This is a genomic window from Pontibacter virosus, from assembly GCF_003096355.1.
Taxonomy (GTDB): Bacteria; Bacteroidota; Bacteroidia; order Cytophagales; family Hymenobacteraceae; genus Pontibacter; species Pontibacter virosus.
Genome location: NZ_QEKI01000007.1, coordinates 76,309 through 94,034, shown reverse-complemented (window position 1 = coordinate 94,034; position 17,726 = coordinate 76,309). Strand labels below are relative to the sequence as shown.

16 protein-coding genes are annotated in these 17,726 nt (G+C 51.2%); 6 read left to right on the top strand and 10 right to left on the bottom strand.

The features are described 5' to 3' along the window. Positions 1 to 17: 17 nt before the first annotated feature. The 8 genes from C8E01_RS12425 to C8E01_RS12390 all read right to left on the bottom strand — a co-directional run bounded on the left by C8E01_RS12425 (position 18) and on the right by C8E01_RS12390 (position 7,181). Positions 18 to 794 (bottom strand): SDR family NAD(P)-dependent oxidoreductase, encoded by a 777-nt coding sequence (locus C8E01_RS12425; protein WP_116543769.1) that lies wholly within the window; start codon positions 792 to 794, stop codon positions 18 to 20. Positions 795 to 992: 198 nt separating this feature from the next. Next, positions 993 to 1,841 (bottom strand): SRPBCC family protein, encoded by an 849-nt coding sequence (locus tag C8E01_RS12420; RefSeq protein WP_243409551.1) that lies wholly within the window; start codon positions 1,839 to 1,841, stop codon positions 993 to 995. A 209-nt stretch (positions 1,842 to 2,050) separates the two neighbouring features. Beyond that, the gene (locus tag C8E01_RS12415) at positions 2,051 to 2,428 is read right to left on the bottom strand and encodes a hypothetical protein (protein WP_116543767.1); all 378 of its coding nucleotides are present in this window, start codon (positions 2,426 to 2,428) and stop codon (positions 2,051 to 2,053) included. Between the two features lie 25 nt (positions 2,429 to 2,453). Beyond that, positions 2,454 to 2,813, bottom strand: coding sequence for a hypothetical protein (locus C8E01_RS12410; protein ID WP_116543766.1), 360 nt, complete (start codon positions 2,811 to 2,813; stop codon positions 2,454 to 2,456). 48 nt (positions 2,814 to 2,861) lie between these two features. Next, positions 2,862 to 3,362 (bottom strand): GbsR/MarR family transcriptional regulator, encoded by a 501-nt coding sequence (locus C8E01_RS12405; RefSeq protein WP_116543765.1) that lies wholly within the window; start codon positions 3,360 to 3,362, stop codon positions 2,862 to 2,864. A 169-nt stretch (positions 3,363 to 3,531) separates the two neighbouring features. Next, positions 3,532 to 4,554: a hypothetical protein gene (locus C8E01_RS12400; protein ID WP_116543764.1), complete on the bottom strand. Its 1,023-nt coding sequence runs from the start codon at positions 4,552 to 4,554 to the stop codon at positions 3,532 to 3,534. A 401-nt stretch (positions 4,555 to 4,955) separates the two neighbouring features. After that, positions 4,956 to 6,353 (bottom strand): class II fumarate hydratase, encoded by a 1,398-nt coding sequence (gene fumC / locus C8E01_RS12395; RefSeq protein ID WP_116543763.1) that lies wholly within the window; start codon positions 6,351 to 6,353, stop codon positions 4,956 to 4,958. A 111-nt stretch (positions 6,354 to 6,464) separates the two neighbouring features. Then, the gene (locus C8E01_RS12390) at positions 6,465 to 7,181 is read right to left on the bottom strand and encodes a hypothetical protein (RefSeq protein ID WP_116543762.1); all 717 of its coding nucleotides are present in this window, start codon (positions 7,179 to 7,181) and stop codon (positions 6,465 to 6,467) included. A 267-nt stretch (positions 7,182 to 7,448) separates the two neighbouring features. Between C8E01_RS12390 and C8E01_RS12385 the strand changes: the two genes are divergently transcribed. The 6 genes from C8E01_RS12385 to C8E01_RS12360 all read left to right on the top strand — a co-directional run bounded on the left by C8E01_RS12385 (position 7,449) and on the right by C8E01_RS12360 (position 16,916). Further along, a complete protein-coding gene (locus tag C8E01_RS12385) occupies positions 7,449 to 10,385 on the top strand; it encodes a CHASE domain-containing protein (RefSeq protein WP_116543847.1) in 2,937 nt (978 codons plus the stop codon). Between the two features lie 69 nt (positions 10,386 to 10,454). Beyond that, positions 10,455 to 11,840: a DNA repair protein RadA gene (radA, locus tag C8E01_RS12380; protein ID WP_116543761.1), complete on the top strand. Its 1,386-nt coding sequence runs from the start codon at positions 10,455 to 10,457 to the stop codon at positions 11,838 to 11,840. A gap of 195 nt (positions 11,841 to 12,035) precedes the next feature. Beyond that, positions 12,036 to 13,451, top strand: a complete 1,416-nt coding sequence (locus C8E01_RS12375) for a TlpA disulfide reductase family protein (RefSeq protein ID WP_243409550.1) — start codon at positions 12,036 to 12,038, stop codon at positions 13,449 to 13,451. Between the two features lie 210 nt (positions 13,452 to 13,661). Further along, positions 13,662 to 14,849: a baeRF7 domain-containing protein gene (locus tag C8E01_RS12370; protein WP_116543759.1), complete on the top strand. Its 1,188-nt coding sequence runs from the start codon at positions 13,662 to 13,664 to the stop codon at positions 14,847 to 14,849. Between the two features lie 87 nt (positions 14,850 to 14,936). Then, a complete protein-coding gene (locus tag C8E01_RS12365; protein WP_116543758.1) occupies positions 14,937 to 15,959 on the top strand; it encodes an SPASM domain-containing protein in 1,023 nt (340 codons plus the stop codon). A 39-nt stretch (positions 15,960 to 15,998) separates the two neighbouring features. Further along, positions 15,999 to 16,916, top strand: a complete 918-nt coding sequence (locus tag C8E01_RS12360; RefSeq protein WP_116543757.1) for a mechanosensitive ion channel family protein — start codon at positions 15,999 to 16,001, stop codon at positions 16,914 to 16,916. Between the two features lie 54 nt (positions 16,917 to 16,970). Here C8E01_RS12360 and C8E01_RS12355 read toward each other — a convergent pair whose 3' ends face one another. Continuing rightward, positions 16,971 to 17,309 carry a hypothetical protein gene (locus tag C8E01_RS12355; protein WP_116543756.1) on the bottom strand — a complete coding sequence of 113 codons (339 nt, stop codon included), beginning with the start codon at positions 17,307 to 17,309 and terminating at the stop codon, positions 16,971 to 16,973. A gap of 227 nt (positions 17,310 to 17,536) precedes the next feature. Then, positions 17,537 to 17,713 carry a FeoB-associated Cys-rich membrane protein gene (locus C8E01_RS12350; RefSeq protein ID WP_116543755.1) on the bottom strand — a complete coding sequence of 59 codons (177 nt, stop codon included), beginning with the start codon at positions 17,711 to 17,713 and terminating at the stop codon, positions 17,537 to 17,539. Between the last annotated feature and the right edge of the window lie 13 nt (positions 17,714 to 17,726).

The window sequence follows — 17,726 nt, the reverse complement described above, 5'->3', positions numbered from 1 at the left end:
GAGGTAATAGTTATAGGTTATGCCCCCTGCCCCATGTACTGCGACAGCCCGCCGTCCATAAAGTAGCTCGATCCGGTTACATAGTCAGCATCGGAAGAGGCCAGGAAAAGGGCTACTTTGGCGATCTCTTCCGGCTTTCCGGCCCGCTTCATAGGTATATTCTCTTCGCTCTCTTCACGTTTTTCCTTGTCGTCCACTGCCTCCTGGTTCATGGGCGTCAGGATCATGCCGGGACAAATGTTGTTCACGTTGATGCCATCCTCCGCCAGTTCGAGTGCCAGGGTGCGGGTGAGGTTGCGCACGCCCGCTTTGGAAGCACAATAGTCTGCCGTGCCCGCCGATACGATCTCCTCGTGCACCGAAGACACATTGACGATCTTACCCTTGCCTCCCTGCTGCTTGCGGTGCCTGATAAAAGCACGGGAACAGAAGAAGGTGCCATAGAGATTGGTCTTGATCGTTCTGTCGAAAACTTCGGTGTCCATGTCAGCCACGTTGATGCCAGAGCCGTTTACCGCTGCGTTATTCACAAGTATATCGATGGAGCCAAACTCTTTCAGGACCTGCTCAAAAAGCTTTTCCACCGCCTGCTCATCACTGATATCCACCTGCAGCACCATTCCTTTCCGGCCATGCTTCTTGACCTCGCCCAAGGTCTTTTCGGCGCCTTCTTTGTCGGTGTGGTAAGTCACCACTACGTCTGCCCCTTCTTTTGCGAATTCAATTGCGGTGGCTTGTCCTATACCTGAGTCGGATCCGGTAATTAAAGCAACTTTGTTTTTGAGTTTGTCCATAGCTTAGATGTTAGAGGTATGGGTATAAAGCATACGTAATCATACTTATGGTAATGGCAGATAGTTGTGATGCCGTGTAGAGTAAGTTAAATGTTCTGGAGCAGGTGTGTAACCAGAAATAGCCAGAGGGCATAAGCTACTGCGGTAATCGGTAAATGAACGGGTATCGTTTACTAAGTTTCGGATGTCTCAGTAAAGTTACATACTCTCTGAACGCTGTTTCTCAATTTTAAGAATATTGTTCTGAATGTCTTTCATAATCCATTTTCCCCACAGCCCAGCATAGAAATTAAAAGTCGTGTTCATCTTAAAATAGCTGTACAGGTGCAGACGGTGTATACCGTTGGGCAGCTTTTCAAGTTCGTAAGTCCCGCTGAGCACATCAAAATAATCCCCTCCTATTACCACGTGCTCGTCGAGTGTGGTTGACGGGATTTCGTGTGGATGTGCTTTGATGTTGAACACCATTTTCTGCAGATCCTGATACTCCGTTACCGTTTCGTGGAAGACAAGGCCATTGGTGAAGATTGCTTTCCGGTAGGCGCCCACTCCCTCATAATTCAACTCCGCTTTTACAGGCCTCGGGAAGCCGAGTGTTCTGGTCAGGTAGCCGGTGTCTTCAGCTTCAGGAATCTCCATTACCCTGGTCACGTTGCGCCAGATCTTATCTGCCGGCGCATCAATGTCGATATAGGTATAGGCTTTGTAGGTGCCAGGTAAAGATTCGATCATGCTCTCAAGGGGAGACAGCAGCAGGGGAAGCAACACGAGAGTGGAAATGCTGAGTTTGTTGTTCATATTCCGTGCTTTCAGGTAGCCCCCCAATAAGCCACCAAGCGAAGCGGCGATCAGGAACACAGGCAGTATCATCAGCCAGCATGCCCAGCCCTCCAGTGCCAATGCAAGCGTAATCACAAAGAACAGGAAGACAGGTATCCAGGGAGCGATTATTCTGTAGCTGGTTTTCCTTGCCTTGCTCGCGTCGGACAGGTATACGGTCAGCGCGCCGACAATTGTAGGCAGGCAGAACAGAAAGGTAACTGTCATGACAGAAAACAAATTTGCCCAGGACTCAATCCCAAACAGGAGCCTCAGAACGACTGCGTAAACTGTGGGTATTCCAATTGCAATGAGTGTAGTGCGTAAACTTCTCTTGTTCATGTTTCGAGGGCTTTTGCTATGCTACAAGTATAAGTTTGCTGGTAATAGCTCAAGAGGAAGCAGCCCCTGCCGGAGCTGCTCCAGACTTTAATTGCTTAGGCTTTTACTTCAGCGACCTGCACTTTTTCTTTCGCTTTGCGTTTGCCCCGGAAGAACAGGTATAGGTTTAGAAAGAGCATAATGCCGAGGTAGATAGAGAAGCCTCCCAACTTGTGGCTCAGTGCTTCGATCAGGTCTTGCGGCGTGAAGATTCCGTTCATCTTCAGAATCAGCAAGGCGGCCCCAATGTTCATCAGGTAGAATCCAATCTCAAAGAGTCTGTTGGTGGCCATGGCGATTTCCTCCCGGCCGTTGAAAATGTCCAGCATAAAGATCTGGCTGTTTTTGAAGAGTGTGCGGGCTACCAGCACGGTCATCAGTAAGGCGATTGGCAGATAGATCAGGTACCCTTTTACCATTAGTGCATTTTCCATGGCTTTGTCTGTTTATGGTTTATAGTTAATTTATAGTTTGATTTTTCCGGCTGATCAGGTAAAGCACTGCTAAATTGAAAAAGTGAATGCCACCCAGTGAGACTAAGATGATACCGACCCGGCTGCTCAGCACTTCGATCAGCTGCTCGTAGGTATAGATCGGCAACTGTTGCACCATCAGCACAAACACATAGCCCACATTGAGCAGGTAGTAGCCCGTGAGCAGCACCTTGTTGATGGGGTCGATTAGCTGTTCGTTCTGCTGAAAGATCTGCTGCAGGTATAACCTGCCGTTTTTGTACAAACTCTTCCCCACCCAGTATGTCACAAACACTCCAATCGGGAGGTAAATAGAATAAGCGAGGATGGTCAGGTCTGCCTTCATAATGATTCAGTATTTTCAATAATTATTGAAACATATCAGCAAAAAAAATTAGCGGGTAATCTTACCCAGGATCTTGAAGAACCAGTTCGAGTTCGATTGTATAAAAGTATTAATCACAGAGTCGGCCTGCTTGGCAAAACCCTTCAGATTCGTTGTCACTTTTTTGAATTCCTGCACCTCTTTGCCCTCACCCTGTACAGCCGAGACTTCATCGAGTAATCTGACAATCGGGTCGAGCTCTCGTTTCTTGCGCTCCTTAGCCACTTGGGTAGCCAGTACCATCGGGTCTTTATCGGTAACAAAATACTCTTTTCGCTCACCCGGCTTCAGCACTTTCTTGGCCAGTCCCCAGTCCAGCAGCGCCCGTATGTTCATGTTGGCATTGCCTCTGGAAATCTTGAGGTCTTCCATGATTTCCTCAGTAGAGAGAGGCTCTGTCGCGATCATCAAAAGCGCATGTATCTGGGCCATGGTGCGGTTCACCCCCCAACTTGACCCCAAGCTGCCCCATGCTTCTATGTACCGCTCTTTTGCTTCGCTATATTCCATGGCACAAGGATACTACTTATTTCATAACTTTCAAATATTATTGAAAATAAAATTACTTTTAATACGATGTGTATTTCTAAATGATTCGGAATAGATAGATTTAGTGCCTGTTACAAACAAAGAAAGCAGCCCTATACAGAGCTGCTTTCTAATTAATATATCTCCAATCTTACTCTTCTAACTTGAGAGGATAGTTGCTGCAGCGGGCCTCTACTACCCGGAAATTGCCATACGCTTTCTTTAAAGAGGCAGCAGGATCTGCTTTTACAGGTATAAGCTGCTTTTCGCCGCGTTGGGTTCCGATCTCGAGAGACTCACCTAAGGAGTTGGCCTCTGAAGCCGCGATCTTAAACACGGTGCCTGGCTTCATGCCTTTCGCTTCGAACACTACGTTGCCGCTGTTCCCCTCCTGCATCGATTTAACGGTGACATTGGCTGGTTGCTGGCCGGTATATTCCAGCCACAAGGTACGTACATCCTGGTAGCGGGCGTCGTCGTAGCGGCCTTGTCCTTCCGCACACATTTGCAGGCGGGCAATGGCACCGGAGCCTGTTTTGCTGCGTTCGGCCCCAAAGGTTACAACGGCTTTGGCCACTTCCGGTACATTGTCAAACCACACAAACGAGACCTCGTTCTTACCGTTGGCAGGAATTTCTTTTTGCACCAGCAGCTGTCCGGTACGGCTGTATAATGCCACTTTAGAGCCTTTGTCCTCTTCGGCTATGTCAGTAAATACCATGGTTTTCATGGTGACGGAACTCACCGGCGAAAAGTCCAGCGTAATGCGGCCGCCCTCGCGGTTGGCTTTCAGACCTGACTCGTCGCCTACGGTCAGTAAGCCGGACATGCCATCAAACCGGGCATCCATAAAGTTGACCAAGTCTGTTGCCGGGTCGTGTGCGTCGAGCAGTACAGCCTCCGTTTCGGGGAGGTACTTGCCGTTGTGACCACGACGCTGTGCCTTTACAATCATCACGGCGCCGTCTTCTTCTATCACATTGGCTTTGCGGGGAAGTTCGCCCTCTCCAAACGACTGCACCAGGTTACAGGTAGTGGGGTCGTAGCCTCTCAGGTCCTGCTGCTGGCTGGCTTGCATCGGCTCAACCAGGTCCTGGTCTGCGTTACGCTCACATGAAAATAAGAAAAGGCTGGCAAATGCCACGGCGAAGGTTTTTGTAGTAAATGCTTTCATAGCAGAATGTATAGAGTGAAAAATAAAGCGAACAGCTTAAAAAGCTAGTCTTAAGATTAAAATATACAAATTGTATTATATATGTTTTCTGTGTTTTTAACTTTGGGCATAAAGCATACCTTTCCTGATGCGATTTAGTGAATCGATTGTGTAATATTCTTGTATATGGGAGGTTTTTTGTTGAAGCGCTGCTTCTGAATTGGGATACGTGACTTACTCGGTAACTGTTTGAAAAATTGTACTAAAAATGACTATTTTCTGAAAGGATATGTCCGTTAAATGACGAAAATGGGTTTTTGGGCGTAAATTTTTTTTGCCCTTAAGCTGGGTGTTGTGCGACAAAATAAAAAAAGGCGACCTATGCAGGCCGCCTTTTCTGTAGCGTGTATTTTATGTTAGGCTTACTTTTTCAAGCTGCCGATCATATCCTCCGGCTTCACCCACTCATCGAACTGCTCGTTGGTCAGGTGACCCAGTTCGATGGCTGCCTGGCGAAGGGTTGTCCCCTCTTTGTGGGCCTTCTTCGCGATAGCAGCAGCTTTGTCATACCCGATGTGCGGGTTCAGGGCCGTTACCAGCATCAGTGAGTTCTCGAGGTTGTGCTTGATGCGCTCTCTGTTTGGCTCTATACCTACAGCACAGTGCTTGTCAAACGAGTCGCAGGCATCACCGATCAATTGTGCGCTCATCAGCAGGTTGTAGATCATCACCGGCTTGAACACGTTCAGCTCGAAATGGCCGTTCATGCCGCCTACCGAAATAGCCACGTCGTTACCGATCACCTGGGCACATACCATCGTCATCGCCTCTGCCTGTGTTGGGTTTACTTTGCCTGGCATAATAGAAGAGCCTGGCTCGTTTTCAGGTATAAGGATCTCGGCTATACCTGAGCGCGGACCAGAAGCCAGCAAACGGATGTCGTTGGCGATCTTCATCAGGGAAACGGCCAGCTGCTTCAGGGCGCCAGAGGTTTCTACCATGGCGTCGTGCGCAGCAAGTGCCTCGAACTTGTTAGGAGCCGTGCGGAAATCGTGGCCTGCATACTTGGAGATTTTCTCAGCTACCAGCTCTGCATAACCAGCCGGTGTGTTCAGGCCTGTACCTACGGCAGAGCCTCCCAGCGCCAGGTCCTTCAGGTGATCCAGCGTGTTGTTGAGCGCCTTCATGCCGTACTCCAGCTGCTTCACGTAGCCAGAAAGCTCCTGGCCCAGTGTCAGTGGCGTGGCGTCCATCAGGTGCGTACGGCCGATCTTCACCACGTCCATAAACTCCTCTGACTTCGCCTTCAGCGTGTCATGCAGTTTCTTCACCATGGGCAGCGTGTGCTCTACCACTTTCTTGTAAGCGGCAATGTGCATGGCTGTCGGGAAGGTGTCGTTAGACGACTGCGACTTGTTCACGTCGTCATTCGGGTGGATTTTCTTTTTCTCGTCCATCAGGTTGCCACCCAGTACCACGTGCGCACGGTTGGCCACCACTTCGTTCACGTTCATGTTCGACTGCGTGCCCGAGCCTGTCTGCCATACCACCAGCGGGAACTGGTCGTCCAGCTTGCCAGCCAGTATCTCGTCGCATACCTGCGAGATGATGTCGGCTTTGTCCTGCGCCAGCACGCCCAGCTCGGCATTGGCCTGAGCCGCCGATTTCTTCAGGATAGCGAAGGCCTCAATTACCTCTTTCGGCATCTGCTGACCACCGATGGTGAAGTTTTCTTTTGAGCGCTGTGTCTGCGCGCCCCAGTATTTGTCGGCAGGCACCTCAATCGGGCCCATCGTGTCTTTCTCTACGCGAACTTGCATATCGTTTATACTTAGGTTTAAAGGATCAGTTTAACTCCGGCAAAACTACGAAAAATATTCTTTTACGGCCGCTATACAGGTATAATCAAGGTGTGGCTTATACCTGTAAATTTATCGGATAACGCGTTTGCCCGAGCGGTCGGATATAAGAGCAATCATATCCAGGGAAATAGGCTTCAGATAAGATGTGTTCAGGATGGTCTGGTCTTCAAAGGTGATAAGGTACTCTCCCTCGGCACCCAGGTAGTGGATGCTCTCGATTGCACTGTGCGGGTAGTTACGCTCCTGGTTGAGCAGGTTGGTCACCTGCACCTGGTTTTCGTTTACGTTCACATGCCAGCGCATGGCAAACCAAAGTACAACCAGCGAGAAAACCAGCATGGCCCCGAACAAAATGCCGTAGAGGCGAATAGAGCGAAGCCCCTCCTGCTGGCGCAGGTACTGCTTGTACAGGTCATGGTCCTGGTTTAGGAGGGTGCTCTGTGAGAGTCGCAGCGGCAACAGCGCCACGGTAAGGCCCAGCAGCAGGCCCGGAGCAAAGAAGGCTTTGAAGTTAGGTGTCATCACAAACATCTGCTCGGAAGATATGTGCAGAATGCTCGAGAGCATAGCCAGCGCCCCTGAGAAGAAAACGGAAAGCACCGAAGCAAAAACAAAATAGGCAATTGTCAGCTGCCATTCTTTCTTTTGCATGTAACGGACCTCGTCGGGGCTTAGGGGAGCCTGGTGACCTGCTGGTGATAGCCGGCGCAAGGCAAAGCGCAGCACAGGCAACAATACAGCCACAGCTACAAAACTCAACAGCAGGCTTTTCAGAATATCTATCATGGTAAAAAGATGTTTGGCGTAAAATTAACATGCAAAGGCCAATAAACTGTAGATAATTCAGCTTTACCCATTTAAAAAGAAGTGACAGAGGTATAATGATGGGCCTGGTTCACACTGCCGCCGCCTCTGGATTTAAAGCCCCTAAATGTTGCGGCAGTTAAGATAAATTCGTTATTTTTGATGACCTAACCATTGAACTAAGTGCTACCGCCGGCCGTTGTTTTGCGCAAGGCCGGTGTTTTTTTGAATGGCCTGTTCATCTCATTTATGAAACTTTCCAAACTGCTAGCGTTTGTCCGGGAGTATCTGATCGCGATCTCGTCTTTTCTGCTTATTTTTCTATTAACGCTTTTTATTTATTCAGAGACCAAGAAGAAAGCGCTGGAGCGGAATGAAAAACTCTTTGAACTGAAGGCATTGCAGGCCACGCAGGCACTGGAACTGCGCATGCGCGACTATACCCAGATTTTGGTGGGCGCGAAGGCGCTTTTCGTGGCTTCCGATACGGTTACCCGCGAAGACTGGGCGCAGTACTACAGCACGCTGAAGCTAGAAGAGAACTACCCCGGCATACAGGGTGTGGGCTATAGCCATTTTATAAACTCCGACGAACTACCTGCCCATATCAAACGCCTCCGGAAAGAGGGTTTCGAAGATTATGCTATCCGGCCGGATACGCCGCGCGCTAACTACACCTCCATCATTTACCTGGAGCCGCTCGACAAACGCAACCGGCGTGCCATTGGCTACGACATGTTCAGCGACTCGGTTAGGCGCTCTGCGATGCAAATGGCCCGTGACACGCGAAAGCCAGCCATGTCGGGCAAGGTGAGGCTGGTGCAGGAAACAGGCGTGGACGAACAGGCAGGCTTCCTGATCTACCTGCCCATTTATGAGGACAATGCCGAGCCGGAGGCCATCAAAGAGCGACAGCGCCTGATCAAGGGCTTTGTGTATAGCCCATTTCGGGCCAAAGACCTGATGATGGCCATCTGGGGGAGTAACTATAACGACCTGGATATAGAGGTATATGACGGTACCAGCTTAGGGAAAAACGACCTGCTATACAGCACAGACAGTGTGCTGCATTACCACGATGCCAAAAAGAGGGAGCTCGACATGCTGAACACGCTGAGTATCAGCAACCAGACATGGCGGCTTTACTTTTCTGCCAAGCCCTCGTTTGCGCGCTCTGCCGATACCGAACTTCCTTATTTTATTTTGTTGGGAGGTACCATCATCAGTCTTCTGATGTTCTTTATCATCTGGTCGCTCATCAACACACGCCGCTCCAACAGCCTCAAGCAGACGATTACCGACAATGCCACGGCGGCTCTGTTTATGATGGATGCTGAAGGGTACTGTACCTTTATGAATCCGGCAGCTGAAGAGATGACGGGCTATACATTGGAGGAGATCAAGCGCAAGCCGCTCCACAACATGATCCATCATACCCGTCCGGACGGCAGGCCATACCCTATAGAAGAATGCCCGCTCGACAGAGCCTTGCCAACAAACAACAACATGCGCTCGCACGAGGATGTGTTCATTCGCAAAAACGGAGAGTTCTTTAGTGTAACGGTTGCCGCTCACCCGATCATCGAAAACGGATTGCCAACCGCCACGATCATTGAAGTGCGCGACATCACAGAAGAGAAGCGAGCCCAGCAGGCCATAATCGAAAGTGAGGCCCGCTTCCGGACCATGGCTGATAACGCCCCGGTGATCATCAGCATACTCGACATCTGGAAGCAGAGCGTGTATGTGAACAGGCAATGGCTCGACTTTAGTGGCCAAAGCTTCGAAGACAGCATCAACTTCGGCTGGCAGCAAATCATCCACCCGCAGGACCTGCCTGGCTTTGATGAGCAGTACAACAATGCCCTTGCCTCAGAAAGCGATTTTAGTGTAGAGGTGCGCATGCGCCGACATGATGGGCAGTACCGCTGGATGGTGGTTACCTGTACGCCCCGCGTCGGCGCCGATGGCGAATTCCTGGGGCACATCAGTTCGGCAATCGATATTACGGATATAAAGGAGGCAGACCGCAAAGTGAAGCAGAATGCCGAACTGTTGCAGAAGCTGTTCCTCGAAGTACCGGCCCTGGTAGGGCTCGTGCGCGCCTCAGACCAGCAGTACCTGCTGGCCAACCCGCTTTACCGCAAGCTGTTCGGACACCGCCTGCTGGTAGGTAAGACGCTGCGTGAGGCCCACCCTGAACTGGAGTACCAGGGTATATTCGAAGAGATAAAGAAGGTATTTGAAACGGGCTCTCCCTTTGTGGGCAAGGAGGTGCCCCTTATGGTTGACAGCCACAACAACGGCAACCAGACGCAAGGCTACTTCAACATTGTGATACAGCCGCTTATGGATGCAAAGGGCAAACCAGAGGCCGTGCTGATTTTCGCAGTGGAGGTAACGGAGTTGGTGAAAGCCCGCACCAAGCTGGTGTCAACCAATGAGGAGCTCAGCCTGAAAAACATGGAACTGCTGCGCACTAACAACGACCTGGACAACTTCGTCTATACGGCCTCGCATGACCTGAAGTCTCCGATTGCCAACATGGAGGGCCTGTCGAACCTGTTACGCGACATACTGGAAGGCAAACTGGAGAGCGAAGACAAACAACTGCTCGATATGCTGGCAGATGCAATCGACAAGCTGAAGCGGACGATTGCCGACCTGGCTGAGATCACCAAAGTGCAGAAAGGGCTCCATGCCAAAGCAGAGCCGCTGGTGTTTGAACAGGTGCTGCAGGATGTGATGCTGGACATAGACAGTCTCGCAAGAGAATCCAATGCGAATGTGCAGGTAGATTTTCAGGTGAAGAATCTGCTGTATGCCCGCAAAAACCTGCGAAGCATCATTTACAACCTGGTGTCCAATGCGCTCAAGTACCGCAAGCCGGATCTAAGGCCGGAGGTGCACATCAGCACCTACCAGGAAGGGGAGTATGTGGTGTTGCGCGTGCAGGACAATGGACTTGGCATCAAAAAAGGACAGGAGCAAAAGCTCTTCAATATGTTTAAACGCCTGCACAATCACGTAGAAGGCACAGGTATAGGCCTGTACATTGTGAAGCGGATTATCGAAAACAATGGCGGCCGCATAGAACTGGAAAGTGAGCTGGGGCAGGGTACTACCTTCAGGGTATACTTTAAACAGACGCCTGTGGAAGAAGCCGTGAATCCGCAGCAGGTATAGCGCTTCTTTTTTAATCAATTCAAGAACACGTCAGCTCCGGTTAAAAGGGCTGCATAGGCATAAAGCTGAATGGCTAAAATCAAAACCTCATATTTCTGCCAGAACTGCGGGGCGCAGTCGGCCAAGTGGATCGGCAAGTGCCCTGCCTGCGGGGAGTGGAACACCTACGTGGAGGAAGTGGTGCAGCGCGAAGAACTTACGCCCACCAGCGTATGGAAAGTGGGCAATACGAGCAGTTCGGCGCAGGTGGCCAACAAGCCTAAGCCCATCGCTGACATCAATTACCAGGAGCAGCAGCGCATCCAGACCGTAGACCAGGAACTGAACCGGGTGCTGGGCGGTGGCATTGTGCCGGGCTCTATGGTGCTGATAGGTGGCGAGCCAGGTATAGGCAAGTCCACGCTGATGCTGCAGATCGCGCTGAGCCTGACGGGCCTGCGGGTACTGTACGTGAGCGGTGAGGAAAGCGAGCACCAGATCAAGATGCGGGCCGAGCGCCTCAATGCCCAGACCTCCGACTGCTTCATCCTGACCGAAACCGGTACCCAGAACATCTTCAAGCAAATAGAGCAGCTGCGCCCGCAGGTACTCATCATCGACTCTATCCAGACGCTCCATTCTTCTTTTATAGAAGCCGGAGCCGGTAGCGTGAGCCAGGTGCGCGAGTGCACGGCGGAGTTGCTCAAGTTCGCCAAAGAAAGCGGCACGCCCGTTTTCCTGATTGGCCACATCACTAAAGAAGGCAACCTGGCAGGACCCAAAATACTGGAGCACATGGTGGACACGGTGCTGACCTTTGAGGGCGACCGCCACATGACCTACCGTATTCTGCGCACCTCCAAGAACCGTTTTGGCTCTACCTCTGAGTTGGGCATTTACGAAATGCTGGGCACTGGCCTGCGCGAGGTGAGTAACCCGTCTGAGATCCTGATTTCGCAGCGTGAGGATGCGTTCAGTGGCATTGCCATCGGCGCCACGCTGGAGGGCAATCGTCCGCTGCTGATAGAAGTGCAAAGCCTGGTAACCCCTGCCACTTACGGCACGCCGCAGCGAACCAGCACCGGTTTCGACGGCAAGCGCCTGAACATGCTGCTGGCCGTGCTGGAGAAGCGCGGCGGGTATAGACTGGGTGCACAGGACGTGTTTCTGAACATAGCCGGTGGCCTGAAGGTGGAAGATCCGGCGCTTGACCTGGCCGTGTGCGCCTCCATCCTCTCCTCTTTTGAAGACATTGCTATACCTAGCACCTCATGTTTTGCGGCCGAGGTGGGTCTTGGGGGTGAAGTGCGAGCCGTTAACCGCATCGAAAACCGCATTACCGAAGCAGAAAAACTGGGCTTCCGGGACATCTACATCTCAAAATACAACAAGAAAGGTGTTGACCTGGGTAAATTCTCTATTAATGTCCACGCTTTTGGACGATTAGAAGAGGTGTTTGCCTCCCTGTTCGGTTAGAATTGTCCTTTAAACAGGAAGTACTTCTATCTTTCGTATAATTCGGAGGGTGGCGTTGGGAATTGGAATTATAATCTATATAATTAATGTTGAGTGCGTTAGCTGAGATCTCATCTGTCCTGGACAGGAAGATCGAAATGGCGCCTTACTCAACCAAAATTAGATTTTATAAGACACCTCTACCCACTCGTACCTATGAAACGGATGATCACCCTATTGCTGGCATGCATGCTGGCGACACATTACCTGTTGGCTCAAAGTACCGTTACCATTACGGGCAAAGTTCAAAAAGGCCAGGAGGATGACATCTTCATCGCCTCTCTCCCCTCTTTATTATTTCCGGAAGAACAACGCACCTTTACGGAGGTAAACAACGGGCGCTTCAGGTTTGAACTGCCCGTTAGCAAACCCATGACAGTAGAGCTGGTCTACGGCAACGAATCAGTACCACTATACCTGGAGCCGGGCTTTGAGCTGCAGGTATCGTTTGCAGCTGGAAAAATGCTCAAGACACTGAAATACAGTGGGCGGGGCGCCAACGAAAACAACTACCTGGCGCTGCACACTTATCGCTTTGACGAAGAAGAGGACTACCAGACCCTGCCCGACAATGTAAGGCTGTCAGAAAAGGCGTTTCTGCAGTTCCTGGATTACCGCAAAGAAGACCAGCTGGCCATCTTCGAGAAGAAAATAGAAGCGAAGCCGGTGAGCGAGCATTTCCGGCAATTGATTCTGGCTGAGATCGAATACAGCTACGCCAACGATCGCCTCACCTTTTTTGATATGCGCAAGCTGATGCGACTGCCGGTGCAGCTTCACCCCTCTGCTACATACTTCGACTTCCTGGATCACCTGGACATGGACCAGCCTGCCAATCTGGACGCTATCAGTTTTCCGGCCTTACTGCGTAACTACATTCGCTTCATTGGGCAGCAGGCCAAGCTGGAAACGAGCGACATACACTATTATAAAAAGGCCTACGATGAGGTGAGCTATACCTTGCAGGGGCAGGCACGCGTGATGGCACAAGCCCACCTGATACGCCAATCGCTGCAGCAGGGGAACGTGCTGCACCTGCCTGCCATGCTGCAGGATTTTAGCCAAAACAAAGGTATAGCTGACGTACATGCCACCTTGCTGCGCCAGTACGAAAGCCACCCGGGCTTAGGTATAGGCAGCGTTGCCCCAGAATTTAGTCTGAAGGACATAAGCGGAGAGTTGGTATCGCTCAGCGATTTTAAAGGCAAGATCGTATACCTGAGTTTCTGGCGCACGGACTGTGGCCTGTGCATGGTAGAGCAACCACATGCGCAGGAACTGGCCCGAAGGCTACAGCCCCACGATGTGGTCCTCATCAATATAGGAGTGGACGAGAACGAACAGGCCTGGCGCAGCGTGGTGCAGTCGAGAGGCTTCGGTGGCGTACAGCTATACCTGAAAGGGCAAGGCCACGAGTTGGCTCGGAGCTATGGCCTCAAAGATGTACCGGCTTATTTCCTGATAGACGAGGACGGAACGATTCTGAGTACGAAACCCCGTCGGCCCATAGACCGCGAAGTTGAAAAAGAAATTCTGCAGCATGTGATGAGCAACCGCGCCTCCCGTAAGTAAGCAGTTTATACCTTATACTTTATCAAGAGCCGCCTGTCATGTTAACGTGACGGGCGGCTTTGTTTTAGGAGGCAAAGGACTTCTTTCCGAAAGCATCAATAACCGTGCATTTGTTTAGTGCGTAATTAAAGCCTAACCCCTCATCAGGAGGGGGCAACCGAAAGGAATTGATTGTTTGAGATATCCTTATTCATTTAACAGCTAGAAAATATGGCATTAATCAACAAAAGTGACATTGAGAAACTTCTCAATGTACAGAACAACACGAAGGGCGCACTTTGCATCTCCATTTACATACCTACGCACCGGGCTGGCCACGAAACACTGAATGGTCAGAACCAAACCCTATTTAAAAACAAACTGAAAGAAGCTCGCGCCCTGCTGTCCAGGCACGATGTGCCAGAGCAGGAGATTAACGCCTACATGCAGCCTGCCGAAGAACTCCTGAACGATACTGGATTCTGGCGACATCAGGCTGAGGGACTGGCCGTGTTTCTGACCAAAGGCTTTTCGGCACACTATACCTTGCCGACTACCATGCCTGACGTGGTGTACGTGCTCGACCAGTTTTACTTCACCCCGATCCTTCCGATCCTGAGCCAGAACGGACGCTTCTTTATTTTGTCGCTGTACCGCGAGCGCATCGGGTTCTACGAGGCCACGATCGAACGCATCCGGCAGATCGACATCAGTGCTTTTGCACCTGAGAGCATGAACGAGGCGCTCAAGTTCACGATCAAAGGCAAAGACCAGGATTTCCATAACTCTACCACAACCGTGAACGGCTCCAACATTGTGCACGGGGCGGGTGCCACCAAAGGCGACGAAGAACACGACGAGGTAATTGAGTTCATCCACGAGATAGACAACAGCCTGCAGGAGATTCTGCACAACGCCACCGAACCGCTCGTATTGGCCGGTGTGGACCACTACTGCGCTCTGTACCGCAAGTTCAGCAAGTACAAGCACATCGTGCCGCAGCACATCAACCTGAACGAGACAATGGCCGGGATGAACCCGCAGACAATACACGAGAAGGCGCTGGAGGTAGTGAAACCGCTGATGCAGCAAAGCCACACCGACTCGCTGAGCCGTTACGAGAACGTGGCAGGCACTGGCGTAACCTCTGAGGACATTGCCACTGTGGCCGCCGAAGCGGTGCATGGCCGTGTGGACACGCTGTTTATTACGCCAAGCAACCCGGTATGGGGACGTTATGACGCCAAGAGTGCCGTGGCCGAAGTGCACAAAGACTACCAGCGCGGCGACGACGACCTGATTAACCTGGCGGCCATCAAGACGCTGGCGCAGGGCGGTAAGGTGTTTGTAAGCAGCTACAACGGCCTGGCTGAGGCAAGCGAAGACGGCAGCAGCGTAAAAGCGCTCTTCCGATACTAATCAATATGTATTTTTGGCCGTTAGCGCCATAAAGTATAATTTAGAGGGCAGCCTTTGTGGGCTGCCCTTTCTTTTGCATACCCATACATGAAGCTTCACCTTTCTGACAAGCTCAATTTTCTGTCGAAAATAACACCGCTGCGCATGCTCAATGCCTTGCAGGTGGCGGGCAGCTATTGGTATGCAAGGGCATCGCGCAGGGCGGTGCACTGGGGCGACCCGCTCAGCATTTCGTTTGAGCCCACCACCTCATGCAACCTGCGCTGCCCCGAGTGCCCCAGTGGCCTCCGCTCCTTCACCAGGCCCACCGGCATGCTGCAAGACACTTTATTCAAGCAGACCATCGACCAGCTGCACAAGCGCCTGCTATACCTGATCTTCTACTTTCAGGGCGAGCCATACCTGCACAAACAGTTTCTGGAACTGGTCAAGTACGCCTCAGACAGGGGCATCTATACCGCCACCTCCACCAACGCCCACTTTCTCGATAGCGACACCGCCCGCAAAACGGTGGAGTCGGGTCTGGACCGCCTGATCGTGTCAATAGACGGCACCACGCAGGAAACCTATGCAGCCTATCGGGTAGGTGGCAAGCTGGACAAGGTGCTGGAAGGAACGCGGCAGGTCGTGAAATGGAAGAAAGAGCTGAAGTCGCGTACGCCGCACATCATGTTTCAGTTCCTGGTGGTAAAGCCCAATGAGCACCAGATATCGGAAGTGCAGGCCCTGGCCGACGAATTGGGCGTAGACGAAGTAGTCTTCAAAACGGCCCAGATCTATGATTACGAGCAGGGCTCGCCGCTTATACCGACCATCGACTACTACTCCAGGTATAGAAACAACGGCGACGGCAGCTTTTCCATCAAAAACAAACTCCTGAACCAGTGCTGGAAGATGTGGCACTCATGCGTGATTACCTGGGACGGCCTGGTAGTGCCCTGCTGTTTCGACAAGGACGCCGAATACCGCATGGGCGATGTGAAAGCGCAAAGCTTCCGGGAGGTATGGCGCAGCCCGGGGTATAACCAATTCCGCAAATCGCTGTTACAGTCACGGGAGGAAATTGAGATGTGCCGCAATTGCACCGAGGGCACGCGGGTATGGGCCTAGGCTATACCTGAAGATAATGTGAAATAACTGAATTCCTATATGAACGATATTAACAAAGCGCTTGAACTTCTGCTGGGCAAGCTGGAGAGTTGGGGTGAGCACTTGATTTTGATGCTGCCAAATATTGCCGTGGCGATCATCCTCATGATCATCACGTTTGTGATTGCCCGGTTTATCCGCAACGGACTAGACAAGGTGATCGGGCGTATATCGCACAGTGCAGCGCTCAACAACCTTATCTCCACTATTCTTTACATTGCCCTGCTGGCCGTCGGTTTCTTCTTTGTGCTCAGCGTATTGCAACTCGACAAGGTGGTGATTTCCTTGCTGGCTGGTGTCGGTATCATCGGTTTGGCCCTGGGTTTCGCCTTTCAGGATATTGCCGCTAACTTTATCTCAGGTATCATCATTGCCGTGCAGAAGCCCTTTGGAGTGGGCGATATGATAGAAACCAACGACTATTTTGGGGTGATTGAGCGGGTGTCGTTGCGCACACTGGACGTAAGGCAACCCTCAGGCGAACTGGTGAAACTGCCAAACAAAATGGTGTTTGAGAACCCGGTTACCAACTTCTCGAGTAACGGGACCCGGCGCCTCGATTTAGAGTTGGGCGTGTCGTATGGGGAGGATTTGGAGCGGGTGCAGCAGATTGTGATAGAGGCCCTGCAGGATGTGAAGAACCGTGTAAAGACGCGTGACATAGAAGTGATGTACGATGCCTTTGGTGACAGCTCCATCAACTTTAAAGCCCGCTTCTGGATTAGCTATTCGCGGCAGATCGATTTTGTGTCAGCCAAGAGCGATGCCATCATTAAGATCAAAAAAGCTTTCGACGCGAACGACGTCATGATCCCGTTCCCGATTCGCACACTGGACTTTGGCATAAAAGGTGGCGAGAAGCTGAATGAACACCTGGAACAACTGCAGAGCCAGCTGAAAGATAGGTCTAACAATTAGGTATATACGATGCAGGTATAAAACATAAAAGGCCGAAAATCGGCCCTTTATGTTTTATTTGTCTTTCTTGTCAAGGTTTTTGCCCAGGTCCTCTACCTGCTTCAGGAAGTCATCCACTTTCGCATCGGCGTAAGGGCCGTACGAGTTTGAGATCGTGCCACGCAGGCCATTGCTGGTTTCCACAGCATAGAGGATCGACATGTCATCCGGATTGCTTTCACCTTCGAAGCGATAAAAGTCTACAATGCGCACCTGGTCTGGCCCGAAGGTCTGCTTGTCCTCCATGGTGCACAGTTTGCCTTCACCCGACACTTTAAAGTCGTAGGCATAGCCGTCTTTACGAAGGCGGTTGAGTACGTTAATGAGGCTTCTTTCTTCTACTTTATCTTGCATAGCGTATAGTTTTAAGGGATATTCTAGTTAGGTATAGAACTATACGCAAAATCAGGCAAGGGATATGAAAAAGGGGCTGGAATTATTCAGGAGGCAGTCCCTTGCAGGTAGGCACGGGCTGAGAAGATCTTGTTAGGCGACAGCAGGTATGGCGCTATACCCGGGCAGGCAGGCGAGGCGTATGCCTTGAGCAAAAGTTAAAAGAGTTCAGGAAGCCGAGGAAGCTACTATACCGCTTTCTTATCGAGCTCTTTCTGGATCTTGCTGAGGTCGATGGCGGAGCAGCCGCCACAGCCTTTAGCACATCCGGCATTTTTGTTGGGCATGACGCTGCGGTAAATCACCCAGCCCATGTAGGCTACTGCCACCGCGAATATCAGGAAGATGATGATGTTCTGTACCATATGCTCTTATCAA

Excerpts from the sequence above, each read along its gene's own strand:
- C8E01_RS12355 (WP_116543756.1), bottom strand. The coding sequence starts at position 17,309 with ATGCAAGATAAAGTAGAAGAAAGAAGCCTCATTAACGTACTCAACCGC.
- C8E01_RS12400 (WP_116543764.1), bottom strand. The coding sequence starts at position 4,554 with ATGAAAGCATTTACTACAAAAACCTTCGCCGTGGCATTTGCCAGCCTT.
- C8E01_RS12410 (WP_116543766.1), bottom strand. The coding sequence starts at position 2,813 with ATGAAGGCAGACCTGACCATCCTCGCTTATTCTATTTACCTCCCGATT.
- radA (WP_116543761.1), top strand. The coding sequence starts at position 10,455 with ATGGCTAAAATCAAAACCTCATATTTCTGCCAGAACTGCGGGGCGCAG.
- C8E01_RS12350 (WP_116543755.1), bottom strand. The coding sequence starts at position 17,713 with ATGGTACAGAACATCATCATCTTCCTGATATTCGCGGTGGCAGTAGCC.
- C8E01_RS12415 (WP_116543767.1), bottom strand. The coding sequence starts at position 2,428 with ATGGAAAATGCACTAATGGTAAAAGGGTACCTGATCTATCTGCCAATC.
- C8E01_RS12390 (WP_116543762.1), bottom strand. The coding sequence starts at position 7,181 with ATGATAGATATTCTGAAAAGCCTGCTGTTGAGTTTTGTAGCTGTGGCT.
- C8E01_RS12360 (WP_116543757.1), top strand. The coding sequence starts at position 15,999 with ATGAACGATATTAACAAAGCGCTTGAACTTCTGCTGGGCAAGCTGGAG.
- C8E01_RS12385 (WP_116543847.1), top strand. The coding sequence starts at position 7,449 with ATGAAACTTTCCAAACTGCTAGCGTTTGTCCGGGAGTATCTGATCGCG.
- C8E01_RS12375 (WP_243409550.1), top strand. The coding sequence starts at position 12,036 with ATGAAACGGATGATCACCCTATTGCTGGCATGCATGCTGGCGACACAT.
- fumC (WP_116543763.1), bottom strand. The coding sequence starts at position 6,353 with ATGCAAGTTCGCGTAGAGAAAGACACGATGGGCCCGATTGAGGTGCCT.
- C8E01_RS12420 (WP_243409551.1), bottom strand. The coding sequence starts at position 1,841 with ATGACAGTTACCTTTCTGTTCTGCCTGCCTACAATTGTCGGCGCGCTG.
- C8E01_RS12365 (WP_116543758.1), top strand. The coding sequence starts at position 14,937 with ATGAAGCTTCACCTTTCTGACAAGCTCAATTTTCTGTCGAAAATAACA.
- C8E01_RS12425 (WP_116543769.1), bottom strand. The coding sequence starts at position 794 with ATGGACAAACTCAAAAACAAAGTTGCTTTAATTACCGGATCCGACTCA.
- C8E01_RS12370 (WP_116543759.1), top strand. The coding sequence starts at position 13,662 with ATGGCATTAATCAACAAAAGTGACATTGAGAAACTTCTCAATGTACAG.
- C8E01_RS12405 (WP_116543765.1), bottom strand. The coding sequence starts at position 3,362 with ATGGAATATAGCGAAGCAAAAGAGCGGTACATAGAAGCATGGGGCAGC.